Raw genomic sequence first — 17,518 nt, forward strand, 5'->3', positions numbered from 1 at the left:
TTTATTCGTCTTTATTTCCTCTTTTTCTGGGTTCAATTACATGAGGATCAACACCATACCGTTTTGCGGCTTGGGACATATTCAAATATAATAACGCCTCATGACCTAATTTTTCCTCTTGTTGTGGTTGGCTGGGAATTATCCCCAGAGCTTTAATAATTTCACCCGCAACGGCTTTTGCTAATAACGGGGGAACTGAGTTTCCAACTTGTCGAAATCCATGCCATTTTGTCCCCTGAAATCTAAACCAATCGGGATAGGAATGCAAACGCGCAGCTTCTCGCACCGTAATACAACGGGGGGAGTAGGGATGAATGGGACGAGGGGAAGTAAACGCGCCTCGGTTACTCGGTGTTCCGGCTCTTAAAGTATTACATAATCCGGTCGGATCGAGTTTATGAAATCGACTAATTTTTTCTATTTTTCCCCATTCTGTCGCTTCAAATCTAGCGATAGATGTTGGGTTATGTTGCGATCGCAAACTACAGGTTAATAAATTTTTATCGTAAATTCGAGGATAAGAAAAATCAGTTTTTAATCGAGATATATTATGCAATATTTTAGCATATTGGCTCAGTTTTTTATACTCTACAAAGGTATAATCTTTTGATTTCAACTCTTGATATTGTTCAATTTCGGGTAAATCTCCAATGGCATCCCAAACCGTCGGACAGGGGAGAAGATGCTTGAATTTCTCCTCTATTTTAGGATTAACCTTTGGGGGTTTAGTTATGGCTGGGGGATAACTCGGTAAAGGTAAATCTTGCCGACAGCCTAAAAGAAATAAACGCGACCGATCTTGAGGAACACCATAATAAGAAGCATTTAAAACTTGATAAGGTTCTACGACTTGATACCCAGTATTGTGCAATGTCTCAATAATCTCAGCCATAAATTGCTGATGTTTACCAATAGTTAACCCCGGAACATTTTCTAAAACAAAATATTTCGGCTGTAATTCCTGAATTAACCGGATAAAATGAAACATTAAACTATTTCTGGGATCATCAAACGCTCGTTTTCCAATTAAGGAAAACCCCTGACACGGTGGCCCCCCAAATACAACATCAATCTCTCGATCACCAATTTCAGAATCCTTCCTAATTTCTAATCCCTTCACCTGTTCAATATTGCCACATAAAACCGTCCAAAAGGGGAAATTATATTCATGGGTTGCACAATGAATAGGATCAAGTTCTACTGCTGCTAAAACATCAAACCCAGCCTGTTCAAAGCCTAGGGTCATTCCTCCAGCACCCGCAAATAAATCGACAGCAATAGGTCGTTGTTGAGTCTGCACAATTAATCGTTCTAACATTCAAACACGGACAGCAAAAATATTATTATAAACTAAGCAAGTTATTCTTTAAGGTAAAATTTCAAAACTCAGACAATGTTGCGGACGAAACAAGCGAAAATCTCGCTGATCTAAAGTCAAAACTGTTGTGATTTTATAACGTTCTGCTACTGCCATAACAGTTGCATCAACAAAATCAATGCGACTATCTTGATATTGTTCTAAAATTTCTGCAACTCGGAGTAAATCTCTATCGGTTAATTCGATTAATTGAAAACGGCTAACAGATAAACCTCGCAAAAATTTAGCAACTGTGGGAATTCCGGCATCCCGACCCACTAAATAAGCCACTTCAGTTAGTACGGTTTGAGGGAGTATTATTTTGGGATATTGGCTATAAATCCTAACAGCATCTTGGTGTTTAATATCACTACGATTTAACAAGGCAACAACAAAACCAGTATCACCAATCACTAAGGTTTTTTCCACGTCCATCCTGAAGTTTGAGTCATTTCTTGCTGTAATTGATTCTCTGCATCACTCGCTAAATTAGGAGAACCAGCAAAGAGTCCAACTAAAGGATCAGATTCTAAATCAGGAACTTTTAATTGCTCCTGTATGTAGAGTTTGACTGCTTCTGTAATTAAGGATTCAACCGATTGATGACGTTGATCCGCTAAAGTCAAGAGTTGATCTAATATTGTTGGATCAGGGTTCCAACTTAAAGTGTTCTCTGGCATGACTTGAATTAATTTCAGTTAAACCTAATTAATTATAGCTGATTCAACTTTGTAGTTAATTAAATCAGGGTCTAGCGGCACGGTTAGTGCTAACTTACAGAGTCTACTAATTCATAATGTAAAAGCATTAACATTGTAGCGGGAATCGTCTCCATTGCATAAGTGGTGCCATCTTGATGAGAAAATTCTACCTCAAAGGCACTGCCATCAAATTCCATCACCACTGTTCCTACTTGTCCTTTAGATAATTTAATGATTTCTTTAGTTTCAAAATGGGTTGCTTCTATGTCTTCTGTTAAAGCAACAATATCTAGGTCTTTAATTGTTTGCATTGTTTTTGCCTCACTTTTTGACGGGATAACAATTTGTTAATCTGGGGAAATTTTCACCCTCGCGGACGATCCAAGCTGCTAGAATCAGAGACTTACCTACTGCGGTTTGAAGCCAGAATTTCATGTTGTAATGTGTGCCGTATTCATTGGTTTTATGAATAACAACATCTTTGTTGATAGCAGCTTCTTTTAAAGCCTGTTTGAGCAGTCCAGCATTTTCTAGGGTAATGCCTAACTTACTGGCAAACAAAATAGCTTTATTTTTTCCTGCTTGGTGATTCAGATTTAGAGAGTATTCTTCTATTTTATTGCCTAAATCGGCTAGATGACCATTGGGCAGTTTCACTATTAATAATTTTCTTTGAAAGACAAAATAGAATCTTGAGTATTATAGGATAATTCTCGGAAATGATAAATAAGCTCATCATCCCAAAACAAGCCCAGCGAATCAAGCCTTATTCGATTTTTTTTATCCTTTTTTTACAAATCTTCACAAAACCATAATTCAGACGTCGGTTTTCTAAAGATTAATAAATCTTTTCCAACTGCCTAAAATCCCGTTCCACTTCTGCCCATAAGGCTCGATTATGGGGATCGGTTTTCAACGCTTTCTTTAAATAATTTCTGGCTTTTTCAACTTGCTTTTCTACAATCAATTGTCGTCCCCAACGTTGATAGGAAATCGCTTGCCATTGGCGAATTTCAGGGTCATGAGGAATCCGTTGGGCTAACCCTTCAATTAAAGCGATCGCACGGGGAAAACGCTTATTTTTTAATAAATTTTGTAACTCTAAATAGAAATTTTGTTTAATTTTTTGTTCTTCTTTAGTTAATTCAACATTAAATTGAATCGGTGGACTTTTAGGTTTAATTGTAACTTTTGGAGCTTGATAGTGAGAAAATCCTGACTGAGATCCTCCGGGTTTAGTCGAAGCCGTCACAGGTTCTAATTCTGCTTCCGGTTTGGCTACCGTTAACAAAAATTTATAAGCTTCTGTAATCGCCATAAACTTTTCTCTGGCGACTTCATTTCCCGGATTCACATCAGGATGATATTGTCTTGCTAACTTCCGATAAGACGATTTCACCGCCTCTAAACTAGCGCCGAATCTTAATCCTAATTGTCGATAGTAATCTGTTGCATCCATCACTAATTTTATCAGTGATTTGATTAATTTAGAAAAATAATTACAGGGTGAATTGGTGGGCAAAACCCACCAATTGTTGTGAATAATAAACAGTTAACCGGCGGTTAATGCCACTGGAACTCGTTCTTCAATCACTTGGTCAATTAAACCATAATCCTTGGCTTCTTGGGCAGAGAGGAAATAATCTCGATCCGTATCTTTCTGAATTTTTTCCAACGTTTGCCCAGTACGACTAGCTAAAATATCATTCAACAAGCTGCGGATTCTCAAAATTTCTTTTGCTTCAATTTCGATATCCGTTGCTTGACCCCTTGCCCCTCCTAAAGGTTGGTGAATCATAATCCGAGCATGAGGTAAAGCCAAACGTTTTCCAGGGCTTCCTGCGGCTAATAAAAACGCTCCCATTGAAGCCGCCAAACCCACACAAATGGTAATCACATCGGCTTTAATGTATTGCATGGTATCGTAAATTGCCATCCCTGCTGTTACCGATCCTCCGGGAGAATTGATATACAAATAAATGGGTTTATTAGAATCTTCCGCATCTAAATACAGCATTTGGGCGACAATGCGATTGGCTAACCCATCGGTGACTTCTTGACCTAAAAATAAAATCCGTTCTACACCCAAACGGGTATAAATATCAATCCATCTTTCGTATTGACTACCTGGAAGACGATAAGGAACACTCGGAATCCCAATAGGCATAGCTTTACCCCTTTTGAAGTCTAATCAATTTTAAACCGTTACCGCCAAGGAAGGCAGTTCTTTTCGACTTTTTAACACCCGGTCAATCAAACCATATTCTTTGGCTTCATCGGGTGTCAAATAGAACATCCGATCTGTATCTTTAGAAATTTTTTCCACCGATTGTCCGGTACTTTTTGACAAAATTTCTAACATTGTTCTTTTATTATCAAGAACTTCTTTCGCCCGAATTTGAATATCCGTTGCTTGACCTCTAGCCCCGCTTTTCGCTTGATTTAAAACAATGGTGGCATGGGGTAAACTCGCCCGATATCCTTTGGTTCCGGCTGCTAAAATCATGGCAGCAGTTCCCATAGCTTGACCAATACAAATGGTATGAACCGGAGGCTTAATATAGCCTAGGGTATCGCAAATGGCAAAGGCTTCGGTTTCAAACCCAATTGCATCTCCTCCATACCAGGAAGTTCCCGTTGAGTTGATGTAGAAATAGATGGGTTTCTCTGGATCGTCAAACTGTAAGTAAAGCAGTTGAGCGATAATCAGTTCAGTAACATCAATCCCCACTTGACGTTTGATGTCATCTGATGAATACAGGGGAAGTCCCAGATAGACAATCCTTTCCTTCAATAGAAGGGATTCCAAATCTGGCGGGGGAGTCCGAATTGGGCTATCGGTGTAAGAATATGCCGATTGCACAGCTTGAATGGGTTCTCTCATGAGGAATTCTCATCCTTAAACTTATAAAAATAGTAGCGCAACTCCAGGTAATCCTATGAAAGTCAGTTTGCAAGCGATTCTTAGCGATCCCAACTTCGATGTCTCCCAGGCAACCAGTCAACGTCAGCTTGCGATCTCCATTTCGGCTTTTCCCTCCCAAACTGATGCCGATGTACCCTTAAATTTGTGCCTGATTTTAGATCATAGCGGTTCCATGAGTGGAAAACCCTTAGAAACTGTCAAACAGGCGGCGATCGAGTTAGTGGATCGATTAAAACCCGGCGATCGCATTTCTATTATAGCGTTTGATCATCGCGCTAAGGTTTTAATTCCCAATCAAGATATTAAAGATTTGGACAATATTAAACGCAAAATTCAAGCGTTAAAAACATCCGGGGGGACAGCCATTGATGAAGGCCTAAAATTAGGCATTGAGGAATTAGGGAAAGGCAAAGCTGAACGAATTTCTCAAGCCTTTTTATTAACCGATGGTGAAAACGAACACGGCGACAATACACGTTGTTTGAAATTAGCCCAACTTGCTGCTAATTATAACTTAACCATCAATACTTTAGGATTTGGGGAAGATTGGAATTCGGATGTTTTAGAAGAAATTGCGGATGCGGCAGGAGGAAGTTTAGCGTATATTGAATATCCTGAACAAGCCCTCAATGAATTTAGCCGTTTGTTTAATAAAATGCAGTCGGTGGGGTTAACCAATGCTTATTTACTCTTGGATTTAATGCCCAATGTGCGGTTAGCCGAACTCAAACCCATCGCCCAAGTCGCCCCAGATACGATTGAATTACCTGTTCAAAAAGAAGGAGAAAAATGGATTGTTCGTCTAGGGGATGTGATGAAAGATGTCGAACGGGTGGTCTTAGCCAATTTATATTTTGGTCAATTTTCTGAAGGAAAACAAGCGATCGCCCAAGTGCAAGTTCGTTATGATGATCCCGCTTTAGATTTACAAAATTTATATTCTGATCCGATCCGGGTGGATGGAAATTTTGTGAGTTCCTACCAACCGAAATCTGATGCGTTTGTACAACAACAAATTTTAGCTCTAGCCAAATATCGTCAAACTCAAATTGCGGAAACCAAACTGCAACAAGGCGATCGCGCCGGAGCCGCAACGATGTTACAAACCGCCGCTAAAACCGCTTTACAAATGGGAGATAAAAACGCCGCAACGGTACTTCAAACCAGTGCCACTCGCTTACAATCGGGAGAAGAATTATCCGAAGCTGATAAGAAGAAAACCCGAATTGTCNTGATAATTGTGCAAATGAATAAAAAAGCGGAACTGGCGGAATTGGTAGACGCGCTAGATTCAGGTTCTAGTGTTCGCAAGGACTTCCGGGTTCAAGTCCCGGGTTCCGCATCTGACAGGTAGGGGCGTGGTTTCCGCGCCCTAATCTTATTTTACTCTTTTGGTAAGCCACACCCGATTTAACAGGCAAGATGCCTGTTCCACACTGATCATGTTAACGAGTCTGCAAAATCCATTAGTGAAGCAAATTCGCAAACTTCACCAAGCGAAGGGACGCAAAGAACAACAGTTATTTTTATTAGAAGGAACCCACTTAGTTGAAGAAGCTTCTGCTGCGGGCTATCCCTTAACCACAATTTGTTATACTTCACTGTGGCAAGATCGTCACCAACCTTTATGGGATAGTTTACGCCAACAAACTCCCCGATTTGAATTGGTCAGTCCAGAGGTACTGGAAGCGATGGCGACAACGGTTCATCCCGATGGCGTAATTGCTTTAGCACCTCGCCTGGAGTTAAAACCCCAAGCACTTGAGGGTTTAGGAATTGCCTTAGAAACGTTACAAGATCCGGGTAACTTAGGAACCATTATTCGCACCGCAACCGCCACCGGAGTAGATGGGTTGTGGCTGAGTGCTGATAGTGTCGATTTAGATCACCCCAAAGTGTTAAGAGCTTCTGCGGGAGCTTGGTTTCGTTTAAATAAAACAGTAAGCCCTAATTTAGCCGACGATATTATCCGGTTTCAGCAACAAGGATTACAAATTGTAGCGACGGTTCCCCAAGCCTCCCTATCCTATTGGCAATTAGATTTTACCCAACCCACGTTGATGGTTTTTGGGAATGAAGGGGGTGGACTTTCTCCTGAGCTTCAGGCTTTAGCGGATCATCAAGTTCAAATTCCTTTACAGCGAGGGGTAGAGTCTCTGAATGTTGGCATTTGTGCAGCCCTCATGCTCTATGAAGCTCAACGCCAACGAACCGGGGTGTGACGGTTGACAGGTAAAGCTTACTCTACTGCTCTGGCTAATACCCTTACCCTTATTTTTGTGTATGTCGATCTTTTAAATATTGTTCAATATCAGAAATCGCTTCTTCCAAATCTGATAAGCTAATCCCTTCCGGGTGTTTGGAGGGACGAGGGGAAGATACCGATTTTTCTGGGGGTGCAGCTTGAGGAGGGGGAGTCACGGTATCTGGCTCTTGAAATGCACTTAATAATTCTTGATCAAAAGACTCAATGAATTTTTCGGCGGCACTACGACGAAGATCTTGCTGATTTTTATTCATGACGGGGTGACTCCTGAAACGGTAAATCTCTCTCGCTAAAAACAAATAAACCTGTTAAATTAGATTCCCAAAGCATAGAACGGTCGGAGAACTTCAAGCTCAAGGTAAAGACACGGAGGAAAGGTTAGACTAAACCTAACCTAACACGTTTACTAGGGCTGATTTGTTTTGAATTGTGTTTTAACACGAACAGAACCTCGTGGCTTGGCACGGAAGCATCCACAAGGTCTAGAATGTTGATCTAAACTACTCACATTCATTCTTGATGGAGCCGTTGATTCATGGACGAGAAAACCCCCCCCGCTATTGTCAGACCCAAACCTGCTCTGGAAATTCAATTGACACCCGCAGGAAGTGAAAAATCCATTCGTCCTTCCCGTCCACATTCTGATTCTGATAGAAATAAACCCTCTTTTAGTAAACCCCGGCGAGTAGATCACACACCCCCTAAACCCTGGGTTGAACTCGAAGAAGCCCAAAATGCAACCGGGGATGTTTTTCATTTGGGGGATCTGATCCAGGTGAGAGCACCTTGGGGAGAAATAGCGATCGCACAGATCGACCATTTCTATGAAGTGGCTCCAGGGAGTCTGTGGGCACAGTTTGTCCCCACCGAGGAACGAGAGGAGTGGACGTGGAAAGGCGGCTCGATCCGGGCAGAATTATTAAAAAAAGCTTAGGATCAGGAATTAGTCATCAGTTATCTGTTATCTAAAATGGGTTTTGAGTTAACCATGAACGGATAACAGACGACTGATGAGTGATGACGAATTACAGAGGGCTGGCTCAATCAGGATACTGGATGGATGAAAGCTGAATATCAAGCTGTTAATATTTTAATCATTGATGATTCTCCGATCAACCTTAAATATTTAGGAAAACTCCTGAGTTTGCAAGGCTACCAAGTGCAACTGGCTAATTCTGGGGAATTGGGATTAAAGGTTGCCTGGGGAACCCTTCCAGATGTCATCCTATTGGATATTATGATGCCCGGTTTGGATGGGTATGAAGTCTGTCAACGCCTGAAAGGCGATTTGAAAACGCAGCATATTCCGGTTATCTTTGTTAGCGTGATTGAAGAGGTTTCTGAAAAAGTAAAAGCGTTTCAAATTGGGGCGGCAGACTATCTGACTAAACCTTTACAAAAAGATGAAATTTTGGCTCGCATTCACCATCAACTAACGATCCAAAGTTTACATCGTCAATTAAAAGCCCAAAATCTGCAACTCCGGGCTGAAATTACAACCCGTCAACAACTCGAAGAAAAATTTACGAAAGCCTTTTTTAATAGTCCGAATCCTATAAGTTTAATGACCTATGATGAAGGCTATTTTTTAGATGTTAATCCCAGTTTCCTCAAAACCTTTGGGTATGAAGAATTTGAAGTAATTGGTCAAACTGCGATTGCGTTAAACCTGTGGGTTAATCCTGAAGATGAATCTCAATTAAAACAATATCTGCAACAGGGAAATTCGATTCATAACCAAATGATTCAACAGCGAACCAAAGCGGGTCAAATCAAAACGTTGTTATTATCAGCAGAATTAATTGAATTAGAAGAAAAAACTTGTATTTTATCAATTATTAATGATATTACTGAGCAAGAATTAGCTCAACAAGATCGGCAGGAAGCTGAAGAAGCTTTAAGAAAAAGTGAAAAAAAATATCGCAATTTAGTTGAAACTTCTCAAGATATTATTTGGTCAGCTAATTTAAAGGGTTGTTATACCTTTGTGAATCCAGCCGTTAAAACGATTCTGGAATACGAACCCGAAGAAGTTATGGGTCGTCTTTTTTCCCATTTTGTTCCTCTGGCTCAAGTTTCTTATGTTCAAAAAGTCTTTCAACCGGTTTTAGCTGGTCAAGCGTTGATGCGACACCACTTAATTAATGTTTCTAAATCAGGAAAATGGGTACATTTGTTAGTGAATGCGTTTCCGGTTTATAACGCTCAAGGAGAGGTGATTGGGATAACGGGAACCGCATCGGATATTACAGAACAAAAAACAACGGAACGCGCTTTACAAATGATTGTGGAAGGAACTGCTTCCAAAACAGGTCAAGAGTTTTTTCGTTCCTGCGTTTACTATTTAGCAGAAGTTTTACAAGTTCGTTATGTGGGGGTTTTTAAACTTTTAAAGACTGCTCCCCCTCAACTTGTCAATTTAGCTTTTTGGGATGGGGAAAAATGGAGCGATCGCTTGCTTTATAACTTAATAGGAACCCCCTGTGAGCAGGTGATTAAAATGGCTCAGTCCTGTCATTTTAGCGAAAATGTACAGATTTTATTTCCTGATGATCGAGAATTGGCGGAATTACAAGCCCAAAGTTATTGGGGGATTCCTTTATTTGATTCTAATCATGATATTATTGGAATATTAATTGTTATAGATATTCAAAATAAACAACTGAATGTTAGTCAAGAATCTATTCTGAAAATTTTTGCTGATCGAGCCGGGGCGGAACTGGAACGACAATTAGCAGAAGAATTATTGGAATATCGATCCCGAATGGATCATCTCCTCAGCCATATTTCTCGGCTGTTTATTAATGAAACCCTAGAAAATACAATTCGTTCTACCCTACAAGAAGTTGCTCAATTTCTCCAGTGTGATTGGACATTTATTTTTAATTGTAATTCTCCCCATGCTCCCTGGAATATTACGGCTCAATGGTGGCTGAATGAACCCCAAAAAACCTATTCTAATCGGGTTTTATCGGTGCAAACGTTACCCTGGATTCATCAACAATTACAATCCAAACGAACCGAAATTTTAGCGATCGCCAATTTGGATGAATGTCCTGATTTATCCCCTCAAGATCTCAAAACCCTGCGTTGCATCGGTTGTCAATCCCTGATTTTTATTCCCTTAATTAAATCGGGAAAAACCAAAGGATTTATGGGAATTATTAATTTCCATTCCATAGAAAAGTGGACAATAGAAACCCAAAATTGGCTGAAACTGATTGGAGAATTAATTGCAATTCGTCAAACCACTCAAGAAACCCAACAAGCCTTAGAAAAAAGTAAAACTCGCTATCAAAATTTAGCCGACAATATACCTGGGGCGATTTATCAATTTATGCTGCATCCCGATGGTTCTATGAGTTTACCCTATATTAGTTCTGGGTGTTGGGATTTATATGGGATATCTCCGTCCCAAGCGATGATAGATGTACATCAATTATTTGCCAAAGTTCATCCTGAAGATTTACAAGGAGTCCTTAATTCCATCTGTGATTCTGCTGAATATTTAAGCCCTTGGACTTATACCTGGCGAATTATCCCGGCTCCCGGTCAGATGAAATGGTTACAGGGAAATGCCCGTCCTGAACCTCAAGGCGATGGTAGCATTTTATGGGATGGTTTAATTATTGATATTACTCAAAATAAACAAGCCGAAACCGTACTACGAGAAACAGCCCAACGTCAACAGACCCTAGCCCGAATGATTGGTCGAATGCGCCAAACGTTGGATGCAGATACGATTTTCAGCACCACCACTCAAGAATTACGGTATGAATTAAACAGTGATCGAGTCGGAATTTATCAATTTAATACTGATGGTCGGGGTCAATTTGTAGCAGAATCTTTTGCATCCGGTTGTCAATCTCTACTTTATCAATCGATTCATGATCCCGATTTTGATCCAACAATTTTGGAAACTGAAAATTGCGTTTTATTGAGTTTAAACCAAGAAGATCGGGTTCAAGATACTTATCTTCGAGATATTCAAGAGGGAGTGCATCGGGATGGTCTGAGCTATTTGTGTATTGATGATATTTATCAAGCTGGATTTCCCGATTGTTATTTGCAATTGTTAGAACGAATGCAGGTCAAATCCTATTTAATTGTTCCGATTTTCTGCCAAACTGTATCAACAGCGACTTCCTCCTTGGTTTCCTCTCGGCTAAAATTGTGGGGACTGTTGGCGGTGTATCAACATTTTAATTCCCGTCAATGGCAAGAATCGGAAATTAATTTAGTCGTACAAATTGGTGCCCAATTAGGAGTGGCGTTACAACAAGTGGCGTTATTGACTCATACCCAACAACAGTCGGAAGAACTGTGTCAAGCCAAAGAGGCGGCGGATGCAGCCAACCGAGCTAAAAGTGAATTTTTAGCGAATATGAGTCATGAATTACGCACGCCTCTGAATGCAATTTTAGGCTTTACTCAACTGATGAACCGAGATTCTAGCCTGAGTTATGAGCAACAAGAACAGATCAAGATTATTCATCGAAGTGGAAAACATTTATTAGCCTTAATTAACGATATTCTGGAAATGTCGAAGTTAGAAGCTGACCGAATTAGTCTGAATGCCACCCAGTTTAATTTATTTCAGGGGTTAGATTATGTCCAAGATTTACTGAGTACCAAAATTAAAGCGAAAGGCTTAAAATTTGAGGTGCAACGAGATCCAAATCTTCCCCAATGGATTATTGCCGATGAAAATAAATTGAGGCAAATTCTTTTAAATTGTTTAGGACATTTGATGACTTGGACAGAAGCGGGAACGTTATGCTTGCGCGTTAAAGCCCTATTGCCCAATTCGGAGATTCTCATGTCCCCTTCCCCATCGAATTCTCCGCCAGAAGCCATCAAACTTGAATTTGAAATTGAAACCACCGTGTTGAATCAAAATTCCCTAGAAATTAAAGATTTATTTAAACCTTTTACCTCCGTTCAAAGGAGTCTAGCCTTTCCAGAAGCAGAACATTTGAGCTTACCCATGAGTCAACAATTTTTACATCTGATGGAAGGAACAATGGTGATGGAACGTTCCTCCAATCAAGGCGTAAAATTAACCTTAGTGATTCCTGTGCAACTTGGAGAAGTTCAATCTCAAGATCCGGTTTCTGCTTCGGGGAAAATTATCGGTTTATCCCCCAATCAACCCAACTATCGTTTGTTGGTCGTGGAAGATCAAATTGCTTGGCGTTGTCATCTAACTCAGTTTCTTGAACAAATGGGGTTTCAAGTCCGCGAAGCAGAAAATGGTCAGGAAGGTTTAATCCTTCAGCGTGTTTGGAAACCCCACTTAATTGTGATGAAGATGTGGATGCCGATTATGAGTGGTTATGAAGCCATTCAAAGAATTCGCCCGGAAGAATGTCCCCTTGACGATTCACCTGAGTTCAGAAACTCTGAAACCGAATTTGAGGAAGGACTTCCCCATCAAACGATTATTCTAGCCATGATCCCATCAGGATCGGAGGAGGATAAACAGTTGGCTTTATCGGTGGGTTTTGATGATTTTTTGTGTATTCCGTTTCAAGAGGATGAACTTTTGGACAAAATAAGTGAATATTTAAAGGTGGAATATCAATATGCGCCCGAATTTTTGTCTCAACGGCTAGGATCACTTTCCCTATCCCCCCCTACTCTTTCTTCACCTTTGGTTATTTCCCCTGCATTAGAGATTATGCCGCCAGAATGGGTCGAACAACTCTATTATGCGGCGGCTCAATGTAGTGATCGTTTGTTACTTCAGCTAATTGGTCAAATTCCACCTGAACATGAAGCAATGGCTCAACATTTGAGTGATTTAGTGGATAACTTTCACTTTGATCAAGTCATGGAATGGGCGAAACAGCCTGAAGATTCAGTGCGGAAAAAACAATGATTCAGAAACAACCTGATATTTATAGCGGCAATATTCTTATCATTGATGATAATCCTGAAAACTTACGATTATTATCAAAGATGCTGATTCGGCGTGGGTATGACGTGCGCCAAGCTTTGAATGGCATCATCGCATTAAGAGCGATTGAAATTCAAGCGCCTGATTTAGTTTTATTAGATATTATGATGCCTCAAATGGATGGGTATGAGGTTTGTAAGTCGATTAAAGCGAATCCTAAAACTACTGAAATTCCGGTGATCTTTTTAAGTGCTTTAGATGAAGTTCAAAATAAACTCAAAGGGTTTGCTGTTGGGGCGGCAGATTATATTACCAAACCCTTTCAATTTGATGAAGTTTTAGTGCGAGTCCAAAATCAACTGTCGTTACAATTTGCTCGAAAAAAAATTGTAGAATTAAATACAGAATTAGAAAACCGGGTTAAGGAACGCACCCAACAACTGGAAGCGGTTCATGCTCAACTGCTCAAAAAAGCCTTGTATGATGAGTTGACGACCTTACCCAATCGAGTTTTATTTATTCAACGTTTAGAAGTCGCTCTGAATCAGTTACAAGCTGATCCGAATTGTCAATTTGCCGTTTTATTTTTAGATTGCGATCGCTTTAAAGTGATTAATGATTCTTTAGGGCATTCCGTTGGGGATCAATTATTAATTGCCATTGCCCAACGATTAGAATCAGCCTTTCCCGATGCGGATATTTTAGCTCGATTTGGGGGAGATGAATTTGCCATTTTATTAACCCATTTAACTGACCCTGAAACCGCGATTAAAATGGCAGAAACCATTATTGATATTTTAGCTCAACCGTTTTCTATTTTATCCTATCCTATTTATATTAATGCCAGTATTGGAGTTGCCTATAGTCAACCGGACTATACCCGACCAGAACAAATTTTACGCGATGTGGATACGGCCATGTATCGTGCAAAATACCGGGGAACTTCGTGTTATCAAGTCTTTGATCCTTCTATGTACCAAAATGCCTTATCTTTTTTACAGCTTGATACCGATTTACGCACGGCGATTAAAGAACAACAATTAGCCGTTAAGTATCAACCGATTATTGCCTTAAAAACAGGTAAAATTGTTGGATTTGAAGCCTTAGTTTGTTGGCATCATCCTCAACAAGGTTTAATTCCTCCGGCTAAGTTTCTTCCAGTGGCAGAAGAAACTGGTTTAATTATAGAAATTGGCAATTGGATTTTAAGACAAGCGACAGAACAAATCCATGATTTGCAACAACAATTTCAGGAAATTCCGTTAACTATTAGTATTAATCTCACCCCGCGACAATTTACCCAAAGTAATTTAATTAGTCAACTGGATGAAATTCTTCAAGAAACTCGTCTGAATTCTCGATCTTTAAAATTAGAAATTAAAGAAAGTGCCATTATGGATAATTTGAAAACAGCACAGATTATTTTAAATCAGTTACGACAACGAGAAATTCAACTAAGTTTAGATGATTTTGGAACCGGATATTCTTCCTTGAGTTACCTCCATTCTTTTCCTGTAGATACCTTAAAAATTGATCGATCCTTTATTCAAGGATTAGATGAAATCCCGCAAAAATTAGGCTTAGTTCCGGTGATTATTAATATTGCTCAAAAGATGGGAATGAATGTGATTGCGGAAGGTATCGAAACAGCCGAGCAATTAGCACAATTAAGACAGTTAAATTGTGATTTTGGTCAAGGGTATTTTTTCTCAGAAGCGTTAACACCTGAACAAGCGGTTAATTTACTGCAATCTTCCCCGAAATGGTAGTTAATCAGTTATCAAGTATCCGCATCATCAGTTATCAGTGGGTATGGTAAAATTAGAATTATTTTAACCCACAGGATAAGGACAGCAATCAATGTCTGTGATCGCCGTTATTGACTACGATATGGGGAATTTGCACTCCGTTTGCAAAGGCTTGGAAAAAGCGGGTGCAAACCCCCACGTCACTGACTCAGCAACAGAAATTAAAAACGCAGATGCAGTTGTCTTACCCGGAGTGGGTTCCTTTGACCCCGCCATGCAACATTTGCGATCGCGTCAGTTAGTAGAACCGATTCAAGATGTGATTGCTTCGGGTATTCCGTTTTTAGGGATTTGTTTAGGCTTACAAATTCTATTTGAATCTTCAGAAGAAGGTCAAGAACCAGGCTTGGGAATATTTTCTGGAACAGTGCGACGCTTCCAGTCAGAACCGGGATTAACCATTCCCCACATGGGTTGGAATCAACTGTGTTTAACTCAACCGAATTTACCGTTGTGGAAAACCATTGGTTCTGAACCTTGGGTTTATTTTGTACATTCTTATTATGTTGATCCCGCAAATCAAAATTTAACCGCCGCCACCATTCAACATGGGAGTCAAATCGTTACGGCGGCTATTGCTCAAAATAACGTGATGGCGGTACAATTTCACCCGGAAAAATCCTCGACTGCGGGACTTAAAATTTTAGATAATTTTGTTGAATTAGTTCAAGGTAAAACTCAACCTTTAGTGGGGAGTTCTACAACCCTTAAAATTTAAGTTTAAGGTTCTGGATCATCATACCTTTGCTGATAACGGTTCATCGGATCATAGCGTTCAATAGCGGAAGTTTTGGAGGAAGGAGGTGCTTTTTTCGGGGAACGACGGGACTGGAAACGGCGACTAATTTCTTGAAAAATATCTCGACGGACATAAGGATAGTCACTCACCCAAAGATTTTGGCTGGGAATATAGATATCAGAAACTTCATTAATTTCGCTTAAATCATCTAAATAAGACATGACAACCATTTGGGCAACTTGACCCCGACGCAACCGTTTGTGATTGCGATTTAAAGGCGCTTGAATTAAGGTTGTAAACCCGGATTCATCCCCGACTTCAACATTAATTCGGCGTTCTAAGTTTTCAATAATAATCAATTCTCCCCGTTTATTGACCGATTCCTGTTGTTCCGTCACGGCTTCACTAATATAAAAATCGAGAATTTCTCCCTGTAAAAATCCAGCATAGGGATATTTTCGATATTTAGCATTCCGCCAACTCGCTTCCCAAACAGGCATCCATAACCAAAATAAACAGGAGATAATTCCCGCAATGAACACTAAGATTTTCAGCGCATCACCTTCGACGGTATATTCCAGAAAAATCCAAACGGCTAAACAAACCGCAGAAACTAATAATCGTTTCAGAAAATCTCTGGGTTTTCCCCAACAATATTTATACTGTTCACCCGTCGCAGCGGCTGGAATTAAGTCTTCAAAAGTTTGACGAGTTATGGGAACAAGCATTTTTCAGTGATGAGTAATTGGTGGTTAATTATTGGGGTATTCAATACACCCCTACCCATTAATTAAATATTATAGAGCAGCCTCAGAACAGGAATTGACTCCTAGGGATGCTCAAATTCTTTCTATTCCCTATTCCCTATTCCCTATTCCCTATTCCCTATTCCCTGTTCCCTGTTCCCTGTTCCCTACTATAAAATTTTTTCTAGCCCATAAACAAAGGTTTTGAGTTCTACAACTTTGCGAATGGCTAAAAGAACTCCGGGCATATAACAAGAGCGATCGCTCGTATCATGACGCAAGGTATAAATTTGACCTGCCGCCCCAAAAATCACTTCTTGATGAGCAATTAACCCCGGTAAACGCACACTATGAATCCGAATTCCTTCTCCGGCTTCGGCTCCTCTGGCTCCGGTTAATTTTTCCGTTTCTTTAACTAAGGGAGCGTTATAGGTTTTTCCTAATTCTGCTAATAATTGCGCCGTTTGTACTGCTGTTCCACTGGGCGCATCGGCTTTTTGGTTATGATGTAATTCAATAATTTCAACGTGATCAAAATAGCGAGACGCTGAGATTGCTGCCTGTTGTAACAATACCATTCCAATAGAGAAATTGGGAATGAGTAAACAACCGGTACTGGCTTTATCGGCAAATTCCGCTAATTCCTGAATTTGGGTTGGACTTAACCCCGTTGTTCCCACAACCGGACGCACTCCATAGGCGATCGCAGCGCGAATATTGTCATACACTGAATCAGGATGGGTAAAATCAACCATGACCCCCAGTTGTTTTTCCTGGGCTGCCATGGCTAAGAGTCCTTCGCGATCATTCATAATCGGAACTTCCAAGGGATCAATCCCCGCTAAAGTTCCAGCATCTTGTTCAAGATAAGCAGGGTTATGATCAATCGCTCCCAACAAGGTCATATCAGGGGAAGCAGCCACCGCTTTAATCACCTCGCGGCCCATTTTTCCACCAGCACCATTAACAATTACAGGAATCGGAAGTGAATTAGTCATACCAGCACGGATTAGCCTTAAATACAACGACAAAATTGAGAAGTTGTTCCAAAGGAAATTAGAATAAGGGAATAAGGG

At 40.2% G+C, this 17,518-nt stretch carries 16 protein-coding genes, 1 tRNA gene and 1 pseudogene; 7 read left to right on the forward strand and 11 right to left on the reverse strand.

Annotated features, from left to right (window positions below; genetic code table 11):
* Position 1: 1 nt before the first annotated feature.
* The 8 genes from PL9214_RS01690 to PL9214_RS01725 all read right to left on the reverse strand — a co-directional run bounded on the left by PL9214_RS01690 (position 2) and on the right by PL9214_RS01725 (position 4,942).
* Positions 2–1,318 (reverse strand): DNA cytosine methyltransferase, encoded by a 1,317-nt coding sequence (locus tag PL9214_RS01690; protein ID WP_072717112.1) that lies wholly within the window; start codon positions 1,316–1,318, stop codon positions 2–4.
* Positions 1,319–1,366: 48 nt separating this feature from the next.
* A complete protein-coding gene (locus PL9214_RS01695; protein ID WP_072717113.1) occupies positions 1,367–1,792 on the reverse strand; it encodes a type II toxin-antitoxin system VapC family toxin in 426 nt (141 codons plus the stop codon).
* Complete coding sequence (locus tag PL9214_RS01700; protein WP_072717114.1) at positions 1,771–2,037, reverse strand: hypothetical protein; 267 nt, start codon at positions 2,035–2,037, stop codon at positions 1,771–1,773. Before PL9214_RS01700 ends, PL9214_RS01695 begins: the two co-directional genes overlap by 22 nt.
* Before the next feature lie 89 nt (positions 2,038–2,126).
* On the reverse strand, positions 2,127–2,369 hold the full coding sequence (locus PL9214_RS01705; protein WP_072717115.1) for a DUF4926 domain-containing protein: 243 nt from the start codon (positions 2,367–2,369) through the stop codon (positions 2,127–2,129).
* A gap of 10 nt (positions 2,370–2,379) precedes the next feature.
* On the reverse strand, positions 2,380–2,715 hold the full coding sequence (locus PL9214_RS01710) for a DUF6883 domain-containing protein (protein WP_072717116.1): 336 nt from the start codon (positions 2,713–2,715) through the stop codon (positions 2,380–2,382).
* Between the two features lie 181 nt (positions 2,716–2,896).
* Positions 2,897–3,517 (reverse strand): J domain-containing protein, encoded by a 621-nt coding sequence (locus PL9214_RS01715; RefSeq protein WP_072717117.1) that lies wholly within the window; start codon positions 3,515–3,517, stop codon positions 2,897–2,899.
* Between the two features lie 93 nt (positions 3,518–3,610).
* The gene (locus tag PL9214_RS01720) at positions 3,611–4,225 is read right to left on the reverse strand and encodes an ATP-dependent Clp protease proteolytic subunit (RefSeq protein ID WP_072717118.1); all 615 of its coding nucleotides are present in this window, start codon (positions 4,223–4,225) and stop codon (positions 3,611–3,613) included.
* A gap of 30 nt (positions 4,226–4,255) precedes the next feature.
* Complete coding sequence (locus tag PL9214_RS01725) at positions 4,256–4,942, reverse strand: ATP-dependent Clp protease proteolytic subunit (protein WP_072717119.1); 687 nt, start codon at positions 4,940–4,942, stop codon at positions 4,256–4,258.
* A 55-nt stretch (positions 4,943–4,997) separates the two neighbouring features.
* On the opposite strand from PL9214_RS01725, the pseudogene PL9214_RS33365 reads away from it, so the two are divergent.
* From PL9214_RS33365 to PL9214_RS01745, 3 genes and pseudogenes are all read left to right on the forward strand, one after another.
* A pseudogene (locus PL9214_RS33365) lies at positions 4,998–6,203 on the forward strand (vWA domain-containing protein); the annotation flags it as partial.
* A gap of 39 nt (positions 6,204–6,242) precedes the next feature.
* Positions 6,243–6,326, forward strand: a tRNA-Leu gene (locus tag PL9214_RS01740).
* 100 nt (positions 6,327–6,426) lie between these two features.
* Positions 6,427–7,206: a TrmH family RNA methyltransferase gene (locus tag PL9214_RS01745; protein WP_072717121.1), complete on the forward strand. Its 780-nt coding sequence runs from the start codon at positions 6,427–6,429 to the stop codon at positions 7,204–7,206.
* A 49-nt stretch (positions 7,207–7,255) separates the two neighbouring features.
* Here the strand turns inward: PL9214_RS01745 and PL9214_RS01750 are convergent, their stop codons facing one another.
* Positions 7,256–7,504 carry a hypothetical protein gene (locus PL9214_RS01750; RefSeq protein ID WP_072717122.1) on the reverse strand — a complete coding sequence of 83 codons (249 nt, stop codon included), beginning with the start codon at positions 7,502–7,504 and terminating at the stop codon, positions 7,256–7,258.
* Positions 7,505–7,785: 281 nt separating this feature from the next.
* Between PL9214_RS01750 and PL9214_RS01755 the strand changes: the two genes are divergently transcribed.
* The 4 genes from PL9214_RS01755 to hisH all read left to right on the forward strand — a co-directional run bounded on the left by PL9214_RS01755 (position 7,786) and on the right by hisH (position 15,675).
* Entirely contained in the window at positions 7,786–8,184 is a 399-nt protein-coding gene (locus PL9214_RS01755; protein ID WP_072717123.1) for a hypothetical protein, read from the forward strand.
* 126 nt (positions 8,185–8,310) lie between these two features.
* Positions 8,311–13,131: a PAS domain S-box protein gene (locus PL9214_RS01760; protein ID WP_072717124.1), complete on the forward strand. Its 4,821-nt coding sequence runs from the start codon at positions 8,311–8,313 to the stop codon at positions 13,129–13,131.
* Positions 13,128–14,918: a two-component system response regulator gene (locus tag PL9214_RS01765; RefSeq protein ID WP_072717125.1), complete on the forward strand. Its 1,791-nt coding sequence runs from the start codon at positions 13,128–13,130 to the stop codon at positions 14,916–14,918. Before PL9214_RS01760 ends, PL9214_RS01765 begins: the two co-directional genes overlap by 4 nt.
* A 91-nt stretch (positions 14,919–15,009) precedes the next feature.
* Positions 15,010–15,675, forward strand: coding sequence for an imidazole glycerol phosphate synthase subunit HisH (gene hisH, locus PL9214_RS01770; protein ID WP_072717126.1), 666 nt, complete (start codon positions 15,010–15,012; stop codon positions 15,673–15,675).
* 2 nt (positions 15,676–15,677) lie between these two features.
* On the opposite strand, the gene PL9214_RS01775 is transcribed toward hisH, so the two are convergent.
* Positions 15,678–16,424 carry a DUF8619 family protein gene (locus PL9214_RS01775; protein ID WP_072717127.1) on the reverse strand — a complete coding sequence of 249 codons (747 nt, stop codon included), beginning with the start codon at positions 16,422–16,424 and terminating at the stop codon, positions 15,678–15,680.
* Positions 16,425–16,612: 188 nt separating this feature from the next.
* The gene (dapB, locus tag PL9214_RS01780; RefSeq protein ID WP_072717128.1) at positions 16,613–17,440 is read right to left on the reverse strand and encodes a 4-hydroxy-tetrahydrodipicolinate reductase; all 828 of its coding nucleotides are present in this window, start codon (positions 17,438–17,440) and stop codon (positions 16,613–16,615) included.
* Positions 17,441–17,518 lie beyond the last annotated feature (78 nt).

Source organism: Planktothrix tepida PCC 9214, from assembly GCF_900009145.1.
GTDB classification, from domain to species: domain Bacteria; phylum Cyanobacteriota; class Cyanobacteriia; order Cyanobacteriales; family Microcoleaceae; genus Planktothrix; species Planktothrix tepida.